Below are 17772 nucleotides of genomic sequence, written 5' to 3'. Positions count from 1 at the left end.
GCTACAACGAGAACGTCGCCTGACCGCGGGACCGCCGATCAAGTTCCACGAACGTCGGGACATCCTCCCGGACCGATCGAGCTTCCGAAGATGACCAGAATGCACGGCGGGATGAGGCCCCACTCCTCCAGCAGCGGGGCGATCAGGGCGCCGGCGCTCGATAAGCGCCCCGGAACTATCGATCTCCGGAGACGCGCATCATTCGGGCTCTTCGCAGTTGAGGGTGCAACGCCGAGAATGTCGAGCTGTTGGACGGTTGGATGTGAGTCGTCAGGAGGTGCGAGAGTCGTAGTTCTCGCGGTTTGCGAGGACCTCGGCCATGTGGGTCTGCGCCCAGTTTCTGAGCCCGCGCGTCATGTGGTGGAGCGAGAGGCCGAGGTCGGTCAGCTCGTAGGAGACGGTGACAGGGACGGTTGGCGTCACGGTACGGGTGAGCAGACCATTGTGTTCCAGCGATCGTAGCGTCTGAGTCAGCATCTTCTGGCTGACCCCGGCCAGAAGACGAGAGATCTCGGAGTAACGCATCGCCTTCGGCGCGTCTGCGTCTGCTGCACCGGGCTGGCCAGCGCTGTTGTCGCCACCCAGCGCACACAGGATCAGGACGACCCACTTGTCCGAGATTCGGTCGAGCAGCTGCCGGCTGGGGCACCCTGCCAGGAACGCGTTGTACTCCACCTTGGCCTGAGCCCTCTTCTGGGCCGCCTTCATCGTCGCCACTGATCGCACCTCTCACCAATGGGTGGGTTACGCACTCCAAAGTGCCTACTTCCCGACAGGAAGTTTCTCTCCAATGCTGATGCAGGGAGGCAGCAGGCGCCACCCCCAAGTGCACGACGAAAGGCAACAAGATGAGCACACCCTCCCTCTCTCTTCCCGGCGGCACCTGGACTCTGGGTGACCTGACCGTCACCCGGTTCGGCTACGGCGCCATGCAACTGGCCGGCCCGTGGGTCATGGGGCCGCCCGCCGATCGCGAGGGCGCCCTGGCCGTCCTGCGTGAAGCGGTCGACGTCGGTATCACCCACATCGACACCAGCGACGCCTACGGGCCGCGTGTCACCAACGAGTTGATCCGCGAGGCACTGCACCCCTATCCCGAGTCGCTGCACATCGTGACCAAGGTGGGCGCGACCCGCGACGAACAGGGTGGCTGGCCTACGGCCCGGCGACCCGAAGATCTGCGCCGCCAGGTCCACGACAACCTCAAGTCCCTCCGGCTCGACGTACTCGACCTGGTCAACCTCCGACTCGGCAACGCCGAAGGTCCCCAGCCCGGCTCGCTCGCCGAGGCGTTCGAAACGCTCGTCGAACTCCAGCAGCAGGGCCTGATCCGCCACCTCGGGGTCAGCAACGCCACCGCGAAGCAGGTCACCGAGGCACAGAGCATCGCGCCGATCGTGTGCGTGCAGAACATGTACAACCTCGCCCACCGCCACGACGACGAGCTCATCGACCGGCTCGCCGCCAACGGCGTCGCGTATGTGCCCTTCTTCCCCCTCGGGGGCTTTACCCCGCTTCAGTCCTCGGCGCTCTCGTCGGTCGCCGCTCGACTGGAGGCGACACCGATGTCCGTCGCACTGGCCTGGCTGCTGCAGCGATCATCGAACATCCTGCTCATCCCCGGCACGTCATCGACGGCACACCTGCGCGAGAACATCACCGGCGCGGGACTCTCCCTCTCTCATGAGGACTTGACCGAGCTGCACGACATCGGCCCTGCCCGGCTGCTCGGCATGGTCGAAGGCCGCACCAAGCAGGCTTTCAAGGCCTGACTCGCCGAACGCGAAGCGTCCTGGCGCGACCGCGTCGAGGTCGTCGCGATGGACGGTTTCACCCGGTTCAAGGCCTCCGCCGGCAAAGAACTGCCCGACGCGGTCGCGGTCATGGACCCATTCCACGTCGTGCGTCTGGCCGACGACGCATTCGACCGATGCCGCCGACGTGTCCAACTGGCCATGCTCGGGTAGCGGTTGTCTGCGATCTTGGGCCCAGGAGCTGTCAGCCGATTTCTGTGTTCGTCAGTTCCGGACCCACCCGGTATACCTGGCTCGGAGCCGAGGTCGGGCCCTGCCAGTGACGTCCGGCTTCGCGTGCAAGGCTGAGCGGTGTGGCCGCGCGGCGTGCCGACGGTGCGCGTGGGGTCGTGCTGGCCGATTTGGGAGGTACTGCGGTGCAGTTCACACGGCTGGGTCGGACCGGGCTGAGGGTGAGTCGTGTGGGGCTGGGTGCATAAGCTACGGCGAGGCTGCGGCCGGTATGCATCAGTGGACCTTGGACGAGGATGCCGCAGCGCCGTTCTTCCGGCAGGCCGCTGATAGAGGCGGCCGGCACTGGATCGACGCGTTCGACGGCACCCGGCTCGCGGCATGTCGCCAGGCCCGCGACCGGAGCCAGGTCGAGCGAGGAAGAGCGTTGACGCGGAGTCCGAAGTGGTCAGGGCCAGCGGCTCGAGCTAGGGCACCCCGGCCCCTCCACCGTCCGGGCGCGAGAAATACAGAGGTTTTGGCCTGTCCAGTGCAACGCAGGTCAGCGGCGGGGTAGCACGCCCAGGAGGGTTGCGGTCAGAGCCAGCTTCAAGTAGTCCTTCAGCTCCAAGTGGAAGCGGGCCAGGTCGGGCTCGGCCTGGTAGGCCGCCTGCAGGCTGGGTGGGGGTGTGCTGTACGCCGACAGCGCGCCGGCCATGACCATGGTTTGCAGGCTGAACAGTGTTGCGTTCTCGCCTAGCTCCGGCAGGTACTTCTGGATCAGAGCGGTCATGGTTGTCAGGCGGTCCAGGGAGGCGCGCTTGTAGCGTGCTACGACCTCGACGGAGACGTTGTGTTCCAGGACGCTGCCCTGTGCGCCGAAGAGGTCGCACAGCACCACTCGGCCGGAGAGTGAGCGGCTGAGGATCTCGGCCACCGCTGCCGCCCGCTCGGCCATGGGTAGATTTTCGTCGATGCCGGCGGCCAACTCGCCTGCCAGTTCCGTCAGCCACTCCTGCAGGAAGTGGTCCAGCAGTTCTAGCAGCACCGCCTCGCGAGACTCGAAGTAGCGCAGCACGTTCGGCTTCGCCAGACCTACCCGGCGGCTGAGCTCGTTCAGGGTGACCGCGGCCACAGGCATCTCGTCGAGCATCGCCGACGCCATGTCGAGGATCGCCCGTCGGCGGATCTCCCGCTGCTCTTCGGTTCGCGCCCGCTGGAAAGTCACGATCGCCAGCCTAACTTAGGTACCTGCGGTACGTTGACAACGTACCGAAAGTACTTTAACGTCGTCGGCACAAGATACCTTCGGTACGTTAATTAGTTGGGAGCCTGACATGAGCGAGAAGTGGACGACGGCGAACATTCCGGACCAGCGCGGGCGGGTGGCCGTGGTAACCGGGGCCAACACAGGACTGGGGTATGAGACCGCCAAGGCGCTCGCCGAGCGCGGGGCGTCCGTGGTGCTCGCCGTGCGCAACGTCGAGAAGGGTGAGCGGGCCGCGGCCCGCATGACCGGCAACGTGACCGTGCAGGCGCTGGACCTGACCTCGCTCGACTCCGTCCGGACCGCGGCGGCGGCGCTGCGGTCCCGCCTCGACCGGCTCGACCTGCTGATCAACAACGCCGGCGTGATGTACACCCCGAAGCAGACCACCCGGGACGGCTTCGAGATGCAGTTCGGCACCAACCACCTCGGCCACTTCGCGCTCACCGGGCTGCTGCTGGACCTGATGCTGCCGGTGCCCGGCTCGCGCGTGGTGACGGTCAGCAGCACCGGCCACCGCATCCGGGCCGCGATCCACTTCGACGACCTGCAGTGGGAGCGGTCGTACAGCCGGGCCGCCGCCTATGGTCAGTCCAAGCTGGCCAACCTGATGTTCACGTACGAGCTGCAGCGCCGGCTCGCCACGCACGGCACCACCGTCGCGGTGGCCGCGCACCCTGGCATGTCCAGCACCGAGCTCGCCCGCAACACCCCCGCGGCCCTCCGGCTTCCGCTCACCTGGCTCGCGCCGCTGATCACCCAGACGCCGGCAATGGGCGCGCTGCCAACCCTGCGCGCCGCCACCGACCCCGCCGCGCTCGGCGGCCAGTACTACGGTCCCGGCGGACGCAACGAGGTCATGGGCCACCCCCGGCTGGTCACCTCCAGCCCGGAGTCGTACGAGGTAGCCGTCCAGCAGCGGCTGTGGGCCGTCTCCGAAGACCTCACCGGGGTGAAGTTCCCCGTCGTTCAGTCCAAGCAGAACTCGTTTCCCTCCGGATCGGCCATCACGGGATCCCTGCTGGAAACCGGCGGCTTCAGGCCACGACTACATCCTGGATTGTGAAAAGCCACATGTCACCCGGCAGCGGACTCCTTTTGAGAGCATCATTGAGAAGCATTGTCGCGGTGCCGCGCATATACCTGAGGAGTACGGGTGGATCGCGGCCGAAAATCCCGCAGCCGAATGAAGGCACGCCTTTTCATGCGGGGCAATATTCCGTCTGACTGACGGCGAATCGCCGGACGGAATACCCGCCGCCCGGCGATCGGCCCGGCCGTTCGGCGTCATGCCCGTCCGACCGCTCAGGTGTCACTCATCGAATGGTGACGCGGTCCCCCTTCGGCGCCTCGACCGGCGAGTTCTTCACGATGTACGACGCCAGCGCTCCCCTGTCGTCCGGCCCGCCGCGGTAGACGGTGGTGGTTCCCTCCCATTTCGGGAAGCCCTCCTGGCCGCCCATCAGGATGTAGTTGGCCGCCACCTTGATCACCTGGGTGTCGGTCACCGGAGCACCGTTCAACGTGATCTCGGTCACCGCCCCTCCCTCCACCGTGTAGCGAAGTGAGGCCGAGGGGGTCAGCACCCAGCCCGAGGGATTCCGGTACGCCAGCAGCTTCTTGAGCTGCGCGCCGGTCATCTCGTTCACATCTACGGCGAGCCCGGCCGGCCGGGTGTCCCACAGTTCCTCATAGGTGACCGGACCCGCGTTCAGGTCCGTCCGGAACCCGTACCTGCTGACGAGGGCGACCTCCGCGCCGGAGAGTGCCTGGACCGCGTCCAGGTAGGCGTCGGCGACCAGTTCCGCCAGCGGGCCACCGGCGGCGGTCAGTCCGATGTTCTCGGCGGTCGCGCCGAACGTCTCCTCCGCGCCCGGCGAACCGCACTTGAAGTAGTAGAGGGTGTTGGACGTGAGGCCGTTCGGCTGTCTGATCTCGATCTGCACCGAGAACTTTTCCGTCTCCCAGTCCCACTCCCAGTCGAGCGTCTCCAGCACGGTGGTGAAGACGTCGCCGTGGTCGGCCGGCACGTTGACGGCCTTCCACTCGTCGGTGCCGACGAGGCGATACTGGACGACCTGCGCGCCGGCGGGAAGCCCCTCGAAGGAGCCGTGGACCTTGAAGGTCAACGGACACTTCGACGCGGTGGTCCGCTCGAAGAGGATGGTGACCTTTCCCACGGGGTCCTGAGCCGGATCATCACCCTGCCCAGGCGGCGTGTCGACCTCCGCGGCGGAGGCGGACACGGCGTTCCGCGATTTCGGGGCGGCATGCGCCGCAGGGACGAAGGTGCCGGACGCCAGGACGATAACAGCCACCGGCCATGCGATTCGGCGCCCAGTCATGCCTAATAGGCCCACAGTATTCCTCTCGTGCGATCTGCGACAAGGAATAACGGATTAGCCCGTTTCCTTGGAGAAACAGATGCTAGCCAGACCGGCCGACAATTCTGCGAGGGTCGGAAACCGAGGCTTCGAAGATGGAGCCGGCCGACCACATGGCTCACCGGCACGCAAAGAAATGGGTCCTTCCAGCAGCGGGTTCGGCGTCTCCTTCAACGAGAGCCACGGCAACGGACCGACTCACGGCCCGCAGTCGCGCGCCCGACACGAGGTGGAGCCGGGATGCCGGCCTGGAGCCGACGCCAGGTACGCCCCGGTCCGCGTCAGCCGGCCACGGCGCGACGGCAGCGGTCCAGTGCCGCGCGCAGGTCGCGTCGCAGCGCCCGGTCCAGGCCGGGCTGGGCGAGCGCGTGGGCGAAGTCGCGGGCGGCCTCGTCCCACCGCTCCAGCCGCATCAGCGCCGTACCCCGGTTGTAGCGGGGCACCGGCGCCGCCGACAGCTCCACCGCCCGGTCCAGGTCGGCCACGGCGGCGGTCACGTCACCGCGTTCGAATCGCACGGCGGCCCGGTTCGTCCATGCCTCGACCAGTTCCGGATCCCGGGCCAGAGCCCGGGTGAGCAGGTCGTCGGCCTCGGCCAGGCCGCCGCGCTCCGAGCGGATCAGCCCGAGGGTGCACAGCAGCGCGGGCTCCTGCGGGGCCAGCGCCAGCCCGGCCCGCGCACCCTCCTCGGCCGCGTCGAGCGCACCGCGCTCCACCTGCAGGTTGACCAAGGCGATCCGGGCGTCGAGGTGCCCGGAGTCAATGGCGAGTACGCGCTCCAGGTCGTCACGCGCCGGCTCCGGCCGGCCGCGCTCCTGCTGAAGCACGGCCCGGTTGTAGTACGCCTCGGGCAGGTGCGGTCCCAGCCGGATCGCGGTGCCATAGTCCTTGATCGCGGCCTGGGACCGACCCGCCGCGCGGTGCAGGGCGGCCCGGTCCACGTAGTACTCACAGTTGCCGGGGTCATGCGCGATCACGGTGTCGAGGTCGGCCAATGCCTGCGCCGGATCACCCAGGGCCAGGTGCACCTGCGCCCGGTTGTGGCGTAACCGGGCCAGGTCCTGCGGGCGCTCGCCGGGGGTGAGCACCGCCGTCAGCCGGGCCAGCCCGTCGTCGATCAGCCGCAGCGCGCGGGCGGGCTCACCCGCCTTGCTGTCCAGCAGCGCCAGCCCCTGCTCGTAGAAGACGGTGGACAGCACCCGCTGCCGTGGGTCGTTCAGTCCGGCGGCGAGGTGAAGCGCCTGTTCCAGCCAGTGCCGTGCCCGCGCCGGGTTCTGGTCGGCTGCCGGCAGGTGCCTGGCGTACAGCATGGCGGTGGCGTACGCGGCCGACATATTGATCTTCGGGTCGTCGGTGGCGGCGCGCGCCTCGTGGTAGAGGCCGAGCGCCTCGGCGGCGCGGTCCAGCGCCGCCAGGGCGGTGGCCAGGCCGGTGGTGAACGCCCACCAGTGCCGCAGGTCGCCCTCCGGGGTCACCGCGGCGCGTCCACGCCCGGCGATGTGGGCCGCATGGTGGTAGAAGCCGCGGGCCAGGCTGTCGCCCAGGGCCGTGCGCATCGCCTCCGGCGCCTGGTCGGCCGCCATCGGCTTGCGGGCGCCGCCGTCGCGCAGGTCCAGACGCGCCGGGGACGACCCGATCCGGCGGACCAGCACGTCCAGCAGCTCGCGGGTGGTCTCGTCGGCGTCGGCGACGTGGTCGAACCGGACCGTGACCGGATGCCGGAGTGTGCCCGCCCAGGCCGCCACGAACTCCGCCGCGCCGTAGGCCAGGCAGGCGGTGCGCCGGGCGGGATGGAACCGGATCGGCTCCTCCTCGGCGGCCGGTCGCGCCGCGTCGTCGAGCCAGGGTGCGATGGCGTGCAGCTCAACCTTGTGGCGGGCCGCGAGGCGTGGACGGTCGGCGGCGATCCGGCCGAGGAAGGCCCCGACCCCGGCGTACGGCCCGTGGTCGCGGTGGCAGTCGTAGCCGCCCGGCTCGCCGGTCACGGCTGGGCCGACCGCCGCAGGGGCGGGCGCCCGGGAGCGCCCGCCGTGCCGGCAACTACCAGCACCACTCGATCCAGAGCCGGCGGGCGCCGGACAGCAGGCGCAGCGTGCTCTTGCGGCGGATGGTCATCTTCCTCATGGACACCTCCGTGTGATCCACTTCAGGACTGGCCAGAGCATAATCCGGCTTAACGGAAATATGTAGACATCTGCCGCGATCACACTGGCGTGATCAGACCATGGTCGGTGTGGGCAGGATGCGGCGAACAGGGCGATCACACTGACGGGCTGCCGCCACCAGGGGCCGGGGTCGGCCACACGGTCCTCCGTGTGGGCTCGGTGGCCGACGTCGCCGTCAGCGTTGCCTGCGTCTGTCCCGGTCAGCCGTTGTCGAGAGTGAGCAGGCCACGTCGGAAGGCGACGGCGACAGCGGCCGCCCGGTCGTTGACGCCGAGTTTGGCGTAGATGTGCAGCACGTGGCTCTTCACCGTGGCCTCACTGATGAACAGGCGCGCGGCGGCTTCGCGGTTGGTGGCGCCCTCGGCGATGAGGTGGAGAACCTCCAGTTCCCGGGCGCTCAGTGGGTCGACGGGCGCGCGGACCTGGCCGAGCAGGCGGGTGGCGACCGACGGGGACAGCACGGCTTCGCCCCGCGCCGCCGTACGGACGGCACGGATGAGCTCGTCCCGGCCGGTGTCCTTGAGGAGGTAGCCGGTGGCCCCGGCCTCGATGGCGGGCAGGACGTCCCTGTCGGTGTCGTACGTGGTGAGGATGAGGACGCGGGCCGCGATGCCCAGCCTGGCGAGTTCTTTGATGGCCGAGACACCGTCCATCCTGGGCATTCGGAGGTCCATGAGGATCACGTCGGGGTTCAGCGCCCGCGCGAGTTCGACGGCCTGGCCGCCGTCTCCGGCCTCGCCGAGCACCTCGAAGTCCGGGTCGCCGACGAACATGCCGCGGATGCCGTCCCGGACGATGGGATGGTCGTCGGCGATCAGCAGCCGGATCGGGGTCTCAGCCACGTGCCACCGCCGGAACGCTCGCGGAGATCGCGGTGCCGACACCGGGTTCCGACTCGATCTCCAGCGTGCCTGCCAGGCGGCTCACCCGCTTGCGCATCGAGGTCAGGCCGAAGCCGCCGCCGTCGCGGACACGTTCGGGGTCGAACCCGGCGCCGTCGTCGCGCACGTCCAGGGTGACCACGTCCTCCATGTACGACAGGGTCAGCCCGACACGGGACGCACCGGCGTGCTTGGCCGCGTTGGCCAGGGCCTCCTGCGCGGTGCGGAGCAGCGTCTCCTCGACCTCCGGATGCATGGGACGGACCGTACCAGTGGTGGCGAAATCCGCACGTACCCCGTTGAGCTCACCCCACTGGGTGACGACGTCCCTCAGAGCCTCGGGCAGTGGCGCCGCCTCCAGCTGGCCGGGTCCCACCGCGTGTACGGAGCGCCGGGCCTCGGCCAGGCTTTCCCGCGCCAGCCGTACCGCGTTGTCCACATGACGCCGCCAGTCCTCGGTCCGCTGCGCCGCCTGGAGCTGGGTGATGATGCCGGTCAGCCCCTGGGCGAGGGTGTCGTGGATCTCGGCCGCGATGCGCTGCCGTTCGTCGAGCACACCCGCCTCGCGGGCCTGGACCAGCAGTTGGGCGTGCAGTCCCGCGTTCTCCCGCAGCGCCTCCTCGAGCTGGGCCACCATGCGCTTGCGCTCGTCGCTCCGTTCGGCCGTGATCTCGCCGACGAAGCTGAACAGGCCGACCCCTGCCACGATGGCGGCGGTGAAGAACAGGTAGGCGAAGATTCCGGACGGCGTGGGATCAGGCAGACCGCCGTTGTAGGTCGCGACGCTGATCGCCGCCGTGGCGGTCACCCCGGCGAACCGCCACCTTCCCTTCAGGTACTGCCAGGAGTGGAGGTATCCGGTGAAAGCGAAGAAGCTCGCGAACCACATCCCCTGCGTGCAGAGCGCTCCGATCAGCACCACCAGCCCGGCCACGTAGGCCGCACCTCGCGGCACCAGCCAGATCCAGGCGGCGGCGAACGCGGCCAGGCCGAGCGTGACCCACGACCTGCCGTCGGTGAGTAGGGAGAGCACCATGGAGGTCACCAGCAGGACGTACGGCGCCGCCGCCATCTGGCGCTCCAGGAGCCGCTCCCATCGGTCGAGCCGCCCGGTCATACCTCACTCACTCCCAGCGGAAGAACCTGGCCGCGGCGACGCTGATGACCACGGCGTATGCGGCCATCACACCGAGCAGCAGAGGGCTGGGAGCGCCGCCCGCCCAGACGTCCTGCATGCTCTGCCGGAAAGCGCCCAGAGGGGTGTACTCCCCAATGCGGGCCAAGATATCGGGCATCTGATCCGTCGGCTGCATGAGCCCGGCGAGGTACGCCATCGGGAAGTACAGCAGGACGCCGATCCCGTTGGCGGCCCGGCCGTTCGGAGCGAGGGCCGCGATGAGCAGGCCGACAGCGAACATGGCCGCCGTACCGAACAGGAAGGTCAGCACACCGGGCAGCACCCGGGTGGGCAGGTGGGCTCCGAGGACGGTGCCCCCGACGGCCAGCAGCAGGCCGCACGCGGTCAGCACGAGGACGAGCTGCAGGATCAGCTGCACCACCAGCAGGTTCCCCGGGCGTACCGGCGTGGTCGAGAGCCTGCGCAGGATGCCCCGCTCGCGATAGGTGGCCATGGTGGTGGGCAGCATGTACAGACCCACGAGCCCCACGGCGATCGCCAGCGCCATCGGCAGGAGCACGGTGTCTCCCGGCTCGATCGAGCTGCCGAAGACCACCAGGATGAACAACGGGATGAGCAGCGAGAACACCGCCCCGGGTTCCCGGGTCAGCAGTTTCAGTTCGACGACGGCGAGCTTGGTCATGGTGGTCCTCCGTCAGTGGGTAGAGCCGAACGAACGGCCGGTCAGGGCGACGAAGGCGTCGTCGAGGGTGCGCTTGTCGATGCGCAGATCGCTGACCAGGACGTGGTGGCGGGCGAGCTCGGCGGTGACCGCCGTGGCGAAATCACCCCTGCCCATGACGACCACCCGGTTTCCCGTCCTGGTCACGCCGGTCACCCCGGGCAGCCCACCCAGCTCGACCATGTCCCCCGCCATCAGCGTGAACCGCATCTGATGCTCGGCGTCGATCCCGTCGACCAGCCCGGCCGGGGTGTCGATCGCGACGACCGTGCCGCGGTCGAAGACGGCGACGCGGTCGCAGAGCTCCTCCACCTCGTCCATGAAGTGGCTCACCAACACCACCGTCACGCCGCTCGCCCGCACCTGCTTGATCAGCTCCCAGGTGGTACGGCGAGCCTGCGGGTCGAGCCCCGTGGTCAACTCGTCGAGGAACGCCACCCGCGGATTACCCACCAGCGCCAGCGCGATGAACAGCCGTTGCTTCTGGCCACCGGACAACTTCCCGAAGCGGGCATTGCGCTTGTCCGCCAGCCCCCACTCCTCCAGCAGCTCACGCCAGTCCCGCGGCCTGGCATAAAAGGAGGCATACAGGTCGAGCGCCTCCCACACCTTGATGTTCTCCGGCAACTGCGTGTGCTGGAGCTGCACCCCGATCTGCTCGCGCAGCTTGCGCCCGTCCTTGACCGGGTCGAGCCCAAGCGTCTTGATCGACCCGCCGTCGGGCCGCCTCAGCCCCTCCACGCACTCCACGGTGGTGGTCTTGCCGGTGCCGTTCGGCCCGAGGATGCCGAAGATCTCGCCCTCCTCCACGGAGAACGACACCCCGTCCAGAACTGTCAGGTCCGCGTACCTCTTGCGGAGGTCTGTGACTTCGATGACTGCCATGGCTCAAGCATCTTTCGCCTGCGCCCGGAGCGAATCGATCTGCCGGCCATACTCATCCGTGAATGCTGCTGACCCGAAAATCCACCGATCGGTGGATACCGCCGCGGCGCCGTGCCGTACATCCTCGGCCGTGATCGGCACGTCACAGCCGCCGGGCTCGGGTCGTACCATGTGGACGGCGCCGTCACCCGCCCGACGACTGACAGACGACGCACCGCCGTCGCCGCCGCGTCAGGCCGAGTACGACCGGTCGCATGCCCGGCACGATCAGACCGAGCACACCGGACAGGGCGAGCAGCAGAGCGGAGATCGCTCCCTAGAACGGAACCGTCAGGCAGGCCAGCCGCGCGCCGGCGCTCCCCGGGGGCGGCGGGTCTCCGTGGCTGGTGTGCTGCTCATGGATCACGACGGAACCCGGCCGACGTGAGTCGAACTGCCAGTTCTGCACCGCATAGGCGGACCCGTTGCCGCGACGATCGGTGGTGAAGTCGAGCCAGATCTCGTTGGCGGGGTTGGCCGCGGAGGGGTCGGCGCTCGGCTCGTGCTGGAAGTGGCCTCCTGCGGCAGAGCCGGTGGCCCCGCAGGGGTTGACGTGGACGTGCGCGCCGTACTTCCGGTTCGGGAGGAGGCCGTGGACGGCGAGGCGGACGGTCGTTTTGCCGTTGGAGGGATATGCCGCGAACACCTTGGCCCGCGCACCGGCGGGCACGGTGGCCGGCTCATAGGTGAACGCGTTGCGCGCGGTGGCCGGGGAAACGAAGGTCCCCCGTGCGAGGACGGTCCGCTTGTGGCGACCGTGTTCGGGGCCCGAGTCGGCCGAGGCCGATGCCACGGTGGACAGGGCCACGCCTGCCACGACCAACGCGCACGTCGTTGTCTTCAGGGTTTTCATGCCCTTCTGTCGCCGTAGGGGACATCACCGGTTCATAGAACCCATTTCCCCCTCTTTTCCGACAAGTTCGGCGTGAGAGAGTTCATCATCCTGTCCGCGGCCATGCTGCGACGCCCGCACCTCGCCGAACCGGCGACGGGCGAGAGGGCCCAGGGCGCCTTCCCCACCCACGTCGTCAGCCGGGACGCGCCGGCCGGATCCCGTGACGCCTGTCTCAACCGCCTCGCCGGAGGACGGACCTCATGAACGCGCCCCGTCTCGCATGGCCCGCACGCGTCCTCGCCCTCTGCTTCGCGCTCGGAGCCGCCGTCTTCCCCGGGTTCGGGACGGTGGACCTCGCGGTCCCCATCGTCGCCCCGTCGCCCTCGTTCATCCAGGCGGCGGTGCTCGAGGGCGGCTGGGGGCTGGTGCTCTCCCTGCTGGTGGCCGTGCCGTTCCTCGTCATCTTCCTCAATCCCGCGGCGCGGGCCGCGGCTCTCGGGGAAGTGGTCGTCGTCGGGGCGGTGATCGGGCTCACCGGAGTACTCTCCGGCCGGCCGGAATTCCTGACGGTCACCGCCGCCCTGGGACTTTGCGCGGGACTGCTCGCCGCCATGCTCCGCGGCTGGACGACCACGGGCCGACCGCGGGCTTGGCATCTCGTGCTTGCCGCCGTCCCGTTCGCGGGAGCGGCCACGGCTCTGGTGCTCGGCGCAGCCGCATCGGCGGCGTGGCTGGGCGTCGTGGGCGCCGTTGTGACACTCGCCGTCGTCCTCAGCCGATGGGGCGCCGTCCCGGATTCCCGATCCCGGCTGCCGCTGGTGCTCGCGACGGCGGCGGCGCTTCCCTGGACCTGGTACGCCGCCGACATGATCGGGGCCGCCTCGGAAGGCCGCGAACCGATAGATATCACCATGGGGCTGGACCATTGGCCGATGCAGGCGGCCCTGGGTATCACGCTGATCGCGTTGGCCGCCTGGGGTCACCCGATTCCCGCGACCACGTCGGGTATCGCCTCGATGGGCTTCGGTGCCCTCGCCATGGCCTACCCCGACCACGCGGCGAGCCCCGGCACGATCTGGGGCGTCGCAGCCCTTGTCTGGGGTCTGACCGTCCTGTCGTGGGGACTCCTCCGCCGTGGAGCCGCCCGGCACCAGGATGCTACGAGGGACCGGAAGGAGACACCGCTGACGACGCGCCGGTGACCGTCTCGCGGCGATCTTCGCCATGGGCACCTCAGAGTGCGTGCTCGCCGGCCTGCCGCCGGACATGGCCTCAGATCTCGGGGCGCCCGCGGGCGGCCGGTGATCCTTCGCCCTGGGCCGTGATCACGGAACTCCTGATCGCCTCACCCGTTGGAAAAGATCAGGAGGTGTCCCATGGCAACCGTGGAGATCGGCGGGACCGCGATCGGATTCGAGGTGCACGGGCCCGCTGAGGGCGAGCCGGTCGTGCTGCTGGGCGGTACGAGCATGCCGCGCGGCGTGTGGAACATGATGCAGCTCCCGGCGCTGGTCGAGGCCGGCTACCAGGTCGCGGCGGTGGACCCCCGTGGAGAGGGTGAGTCCTCCGCTCCTGACGGCGGGTACTCCATCGCCGACCTGGCTGCCGACGCGGCGGGGGTCATGGAGCATCTGGGCTGGTCGGATGTGCGGGTGATGGGCTTGTCGCAGGGCGGGTTCGTCACTGAGCACCTGGCGGCGAGCAGGCCGGATCTCGTTCGGGCCGTGGTGCTCCTGGGGTGCGCGGGTGCGACGACGGCGTACCAGCGGGCATGGTTCTCCGCGATGCGGGCCATGTTCGCCAACGGACCGGTGGCGCAGGAGTTCTATCTCGCCGAGAACCTCATGAACGCCCTTCCGGCTCAGGTGTTGCGCGACGACGACAGCAAGGTCAGCGCCTGGGCGGAACTGATCTCGGCGAAGCAGTGGGACACCCCCGGCGACCGAGGCCAGTACCTGGCGTGCATCGAGTGGATGCTGGATGTGGACCATGCGGAACGGTGGCCGAAGATCACGCGACCGGCGCTGGTGCTCGCCTTGGAGCACGACCTCATGTTCCCGCCTCGGGCCGGTCGGGCCGCCGCCGCGCAGATGGCCAACGGGGAGTTCACGGAGATCATCGGGTACGCCCACGGTGGCGCGATCGAGGCCGGCGAGCAGATCACGCCGCTGGTGTTGGACTTCTTCGCCCGCGTGTAGGACCGGCGCGAACCTCCGAATCAGGGCATATCGGAGCCTCCATCGAAGCCGGAGCGATTCACTTCCGCGCTCCCTACTCCCGGGCGCTTGTGAGAGGCCGGTAACGATCGACGAAGGTGTCAGTCGAGGGACAGCCCTGCGGCCGGAGTCACCCGGGCGGCCCGGCGTGCCGGGAGAACAGCGGCGAGGAGTCCGGCCAGGGCGGCGATGAGGACGACGACGCCGAGTGATAGCCAGGGGACGCGCATGGTGGCGTCGCTGAGAGCCCGCTTCACAATCGTCTCGTAGCCGACCCAGGCGAACCCGACGCCGATCACGGTGCCGAGCAGGGTGGCCACCACCGACAGGAGCACTGCCTCGGTCGCCAGCATCCGCCGCAGCTGCCTGCGGGTGAGCCCGAGCGCGCGCAGCATCGCGTGTTCGCGGACGCGTTCGAGTACGGAGAGCCCCAGGGTGTTCGCGATCCCGATCAGGGCGATCACGACGGCGATGCCGAGCAGGCCGAGCGCTGACCAGGTGTAGATTCCCAGCTGTCGGTCCAGCGACTCCCAGGTCCGCAACCCGTTCTCGATCGTCGCGCCAACCGGATCCGCCAGCTCGTCCAGGTCACCGCCGAGTCGAGCCGGGTCGGCGCCGGAGGAGGCGCGGATCCAGATGGCATGCGGCTCGGGGGCGTCGGTGAGCGTCGCCAGCGTCTCGGGCGCGACCACGCCCGCCGGGCCCCAGCCGGTGCCGACGGCGACCTGCAACTCGGCTCGCCGGTCGCCGACGCGCACCGTGACCCGGTCACCGGGCTGGAGACTCAGGTTCTTGCCGAAAGCCTCGGAATCGATTCTGATCTTCCCCGGCTCCACCCGGGCGAACGCCCCGTCGTCGCGGGCCACGTGCGCCGCGTCCGGCGCGGTGACAACCGGGATCGGTTCGTCGAGCCCGGCCACTCGGGCCACGGCGCCGTCCACTGGAATGGCCTGCTCCACACCCGGAGTGTGACGTACCCGGTTGAGGAGGTCAGTGGTGACCGGCTCCTTGGGCGAGGTGAGCGCGACATCGATGGGGTGGTCCCTACCGATCTGCTCATCCAGCGACGAACGCCACGTGGCCATCCCGGTGAGTACGGCGGTCGTCAGGGTGACGCCGACCAGCAGGGAGGCAGTGGTGGTGGCGGTCCGCCGCGGATCGCGCACAGCGTTCCTGGTCGCCAGCCGCCCGGCGGGGCCGAGCAGCGCGCCGGTGATCCCGACCAGGCGGGGAACGAGCACCGGCCCGAAGAGGAGTACGCCGGCGAACACCGATCCTCCGCCTGCCACCATGAGCGCCGTACTGTCCTGGACCATCGCCACCCCGAGCAGGCCCAGCCCGGTGACCAGGAGGATCACAGCGAGCGCCGGCCGCACCAGGCCGGTGGCCGTGTGCACGTCGACCGCGGCATCCGGGCGCAGCGCCGCCAGCGGGCTCACCCGGACCACACGCCGGGTCGGCAACCAGGACGCGACCATGGTGACCACCAGTCCGACGGCGAACCCGCCCAGCAGCCAGAGCGTGGGCAACTCGGCGGCGCCCATCAGGGCGGTGGGTGTGAGGGCGCCGATCAGGGCGATCAGCCCGTAGCCGAGACCGACGCCGACCAGTGTCCCGGTCAGCGACGCGAGCACCCCGACGACGGCCGCCTCCCGGCGCACCGAACGCACCACCTGCCGCCGGGTCGCGCCGACGCAGCGCAGCAGTGCGAAGTCGCGGAGTCGTTGCGCGAACAGGATGGAGAACGTGTTCGCGATGACCAGGACCGAGACGAAGAGCGCGATGCCGGCGAACAACAGCAGCATCACCGACAAGCTGTTCACCCTGTTCTGGACATAGGTCAGCCGCTCCGCGGCGAACCCCTCCGGCGACTGCGCCTTCGCGCCTTCCGGGAGCTGACCTGCCTCCCCGCGCACCGCCACCGCGTTCAGATGGAGGTGGTCGCGCCACTGCAGCAACTGCGGCCAGGTGACGTACATCGAGGCCTGGGCCGGGGGCGAGGGCGACTCCACGAGACCGACCACCCGTACGTCGCGCGCGGCGGCGCCCTCGCCGATCCGAACCCGGTCGCCGACCGCGATATTTCCGGCCAGGGCGAAGTACACGTCCGCCACCGCCTCGCCCGTGCGTGCGGGGAAGCGACCCGAGCTGAGCTCCTGCCAGCGCCACTCCTCCGAGGTGGCGATCGGCCCCACGGTCGTATCGGAGAGCCGCCGGCCGCCCGTGCGCGCCGGCAGCGTCGCCCTGCCGGTCGCGGCCGCGTTCTCACCGTGTCGCTCGGTGAATGCGATCGCGGCCTTCGGGTTCAGCTCGGACGATGGCCACCCCGCCGCCGAGACCACGAGGTCGGCATTGCGGTACGGCGCCCCCAGGCCGTCCATGAGTCCGCTTTGTGCCCCGGATGTGAGCACGCCGACCACGACGACGAAGGCGACTGCGACGGCGACGGCGACCGCCGCTGCGACGTACCTGCGGATGTGGGTGCGCAGCGACGCGAGGAAGACGGTACGCATCAGACGATCCGCCCGTCCTGCATGGTGACCACGTAGTCGGTGTACGCCGCCGCGTCCCGCTCGTGGGTGACCATCACGACGGTCTGGCCGAGTTCGCGCGCCGACCGGCGCAGGTGGTCCAGCACCTCCGCCGACGTGGTGCTGTCCAGGTTTCCGGTGGGCTCGTCGGCGAACAGCAGGTCCGGCTGAGTGATCAGGGCCCGGGCGATCGCGACCCGCTGCTGCTGACCGCCGGACAACTCCGCGGGCCGGTGGCCGAGCCTGTCGGCCACGCCGAGGATATCGGCGAGCATGCGCGCGCGCTCCCGTGCCGCGTCGTCGATCCGGCGTCCGCCCAGCTCAAGCGGGAGCACGATGTTCTCGCCCGCGGTGAGCATCGGCAGCAGGTTGAACGACTGGAACACGAAGCCGATGCGCTCGCGGCGGAAGATCGTGAGCGCGTCGTCATCGAGTGATCCGAGGTCGGTGCCCGCCACGGTGACGGTGCCGTCGCTGGGCCGGTCGAGTCCGGCCAGGCAGTGCATCAGCGTGGACTTGCCCGACCCGCTCGGCCCCATGATCGCGGTGAACCTGCCTCGTGGGAGGTCGAGGTCGATGCCCCGCAGGGCATGCACCTGGGCGTCGCCTTGGCCGTAGGTCCTGGTCAGGTTCCGCGCGCTGGCGGCCACGGTTTCCTGAGTGGCCTGCTGGGTGGTGGTCGTCATGCCGCCAGTCAAGGCAGCGTGGTGTTGTCAGCACGTATGCGGTTTTCGATACGCCGGCGA

15 protein-coding genes and 1 pseudogene are annotated in these 17772 nt (G+C 69.4%); 5 read left to right on the top strand and 11 right to left on the bottom strand.

The window, feature by feature from the left end; genetic code table 11:
- Positions 1 to 270: 270 nt before the first annotated feature.
- Positions 271 to 717: a helix-turn-helix domain-containing protein gene (locus IMZ11_RS32365; RefSeq protein WP_228646206.1), complete on the bottom strand. Its 447-nt coding sequence runs from the start codon at positions 715 to 717 to the stop codon at positions 271 to 273.
- A gap of 131 nt (positions 718 to 848) precedes the next feature.
- On the opposite strand from IMZ11_RS32365, the pseudogene IMZ11_RS32360 reads away from it, so the two are divergent.
- Positions 849 to 1964, top strand: a pseudogene (locus IMZ11_RS32360) (oxidoreductase); the annotation flags it as partial.
- 562 nt (positions 1965 to 2526) lie between these two features.
- On the opposite strand, the gene IMZ11_RS32355 reads toward IMZ11_RS32360, so the two are convergent.
- The gene (locus tag IMZ11_RS32355; RefSeq protein WP_136725630.1) at positions 2527 to 3192 is read right to left on the bottom strand and encodes a TetR/AcrR family transcriptional regulator; all 666 of its coding nucleotides are present in this window, start codon (positions 3190 to 3192) and stop codon (positions 2527 to 2529) included.
- Positions 3193 to 3301: 109 nt separating this feature from the next.
- Here IMZ11_RS32355 and IMZ11_RS32350 point away from each other — a divergent pair, with 109 nt between their 5' ends.
- On the top strand, positions 3302 to 4297 hold the full coding sequence (locus IMZ11_RS32350; protein WP_228646205.1) for an SDR family NAD(P)-dependent oxidoreductase: 996 nt from the start codon (positions 3302 to 3304) through the stop codon (positions 4295 to 4297).
- 250 nt (positions 4298 to 4547) lie between these two features.
- On the opposite strand, the gene IMZ11_RS32345 is transcribed toward IMZ11_RS32350, so the two are convergent.
- From IMZ11_RS32345 to IMZ11_RS32310, 7 genes are all read right to left on the bottom strand, one after another.
- Complete coding sequence (locus tag IMZ11_RS32345) at positions 4548 to 5549, bottom strand: 5'-nucleotidase C-terminal domain-containing protein (RefSeq protein ID WP_228646204.1); 1002 nt, start codon at positions 5547 to 5549, stop codon at positions 4548 to 4550.
- A 347-nt stretch (positions 5550 to 5896) separates the two neighbouring features.
- Positions 5897 to 7600 carry a tetratricopeptide repeat protein gene (locus IMZ11_RS46425; RefSeq protein ID WP_308066881.1) on the bottom strand — a complete coding sequence of 568 codons (1704 nt, stop codon included), beginning with the start codon at positions 7598 to 7600 and terminating at the stop codon, positions 5897 to 5899.
- Between the two features lie 380 nt (positions 7601 to 7980).
- The gene (locus IMZ11_RS32330) at positions 7981 to 8622 is read right to left on the bottom strand and encodes a response regulator transcription factor (RefSeq protein ID WP_228646203.1); all 642 of its coding nucleotides are present in this window, start codon (positions 8620 to 8622) and stop codon (positions 7981 to 7983) included.
- Positions 8615 to 9778, bottom strand: coding sequence for a sensor histidine kinase (locus tag IMZ11_RS32325; RefSeq protein WP_228646202.1), 1164 nt, complete (start codon positions 9776 to 9778; stop codon positions 8615 to 8617). The genes IMZ11_RS32330 and IMZ11_RS32325 overlap by 8 nt, the downstream gene beginning before the upstream one ends.
- A gap of 7 nt (positions 9779 to 9785) precedes the next feature.
- Entirely contained in the window at positions 9786 to 10481 is a 696-nt protein-coding gene (locus IMZ11_RS32320; protein WP_228646201.1) for an ABC transporter permease, read from the bottom strand.
- Between the two features lie 12 nt (positions 10482 to 10493).
- Positions 10494 to 11405, bottom strand: a complete 912-nt coding sequence (locus IMZ11_RS32315) for an ABC transporter ATP-binding protein (protein WP_228646200.1) — start codon at positions 11403 to 11405, stop codon at positions 10494 to 10496.
- A 316-nt stretch (positions 11406 to 11721) separates the two neighbouring features.
- The gene (locus IMZ11_RS32310; RefSeq protein ID WP_228646199.1) at positions 11722 to 12297 is read right to left on the bottom strand and encodes a superoxide dismutase family protein; all 576 of its coding nucleotides are present in this window, start codon (positions 12295 to 12297) and stop codon (positions 11722 to 11724) included.
- A 72-nt stretch (positions 12298 to 12369) separates the two neighbouring features.
- Here IMZ11_RS32310 and IMZ11_RS32305 point away from each other — a divergent pair, with 72 nt between their 5' ends.
- The 3 genes from IMZ11_RS32305 (at position 12370) to IMZ11_RS32295 (ending at position 14477) form a co-directional block, all read left to right on the top strand.
- On the top strand, positions 12370 to 12543 hold the full coding sequence (locus tag IMZ11_RS32305; protein WP_228646198.1) for a hypothetical protein: 174 nt from the start codon (positions 12370 to 12372) through the stop codon (positions 12541 to 12543).
- Entirely contained in the window at positions 12540 to 13481 is a 942-nt protein-coding gene (locus IMZ11_RS32300; protein WP_228646197.1) for a DUF3040 domain-containing protein, read from the top strand. Before IMZ11_RS32305 ends, IMZ11_RS32300 begins: the two co-directional genes overlap by 4 nt.
- Before the next feature lie 174 nt (positions 13482 to 13655).
- On the top strand, positions 13656 to 14477 hold the full coding sequence (locus tag IMZ11_RS32295) for an alpha/beta fold hydrolase (RefSeq protein ID WP_228646196.1): 822 nt from the start codon (positions 13656 to 13658) through the stop codon (positions 14475 to 14477).
- Positions 14478 to 14596: 119 nt separating this feature from the next.
- Here IMZ11_RS32295 and IMZ11_RS32290 read toward each other — a convergent pair whose 3' ends face one another.
- Entirely contained in the window at positions 14597 to 17008 is a 2412-nt protein-coding gene (locus IMZ11_RS32290; RefSeq protein ID WP_228646195.1) for an ABC transporter permease, read from the bottom strand.
- Positions 17008 to 17712 carry an ABC transporter ATP-binding protein gene (locus tag IMZ11_RS32285; protein WP_228646194.1) on the bottom strand — a complete coding sequence of 235 codons (705 nt, stop codon included), beginning with the start codon at positions 17710 to 17712 and terminating at the stop codon, positions 17008 to 17010. The genes IMZ11_RS32290 and IMZ11_RS32285 overlap by 1 nt, the downstream gene beginning before the upstream one ends.
- Positions 17713 to 17772: the final 60 nt, after the last annotated feature.

The sequence above is a fragment of the Microtetraspora sp. AC03309 genome, assembly GCF_020826795.1.
GTDB classification, from domain to species: domain Bacteria; phylum Actinomycetota; class Actinomycetes; order Streptosporangiales; family Streptosporangiaceae; genus Microtetraspora; species Microtetraspora glauca.
The sequence above is the reverse complement of the archived record's forward strand: the minus strand, read 5'-3'. Positions and strand labels throughout refer to the sequence as shown.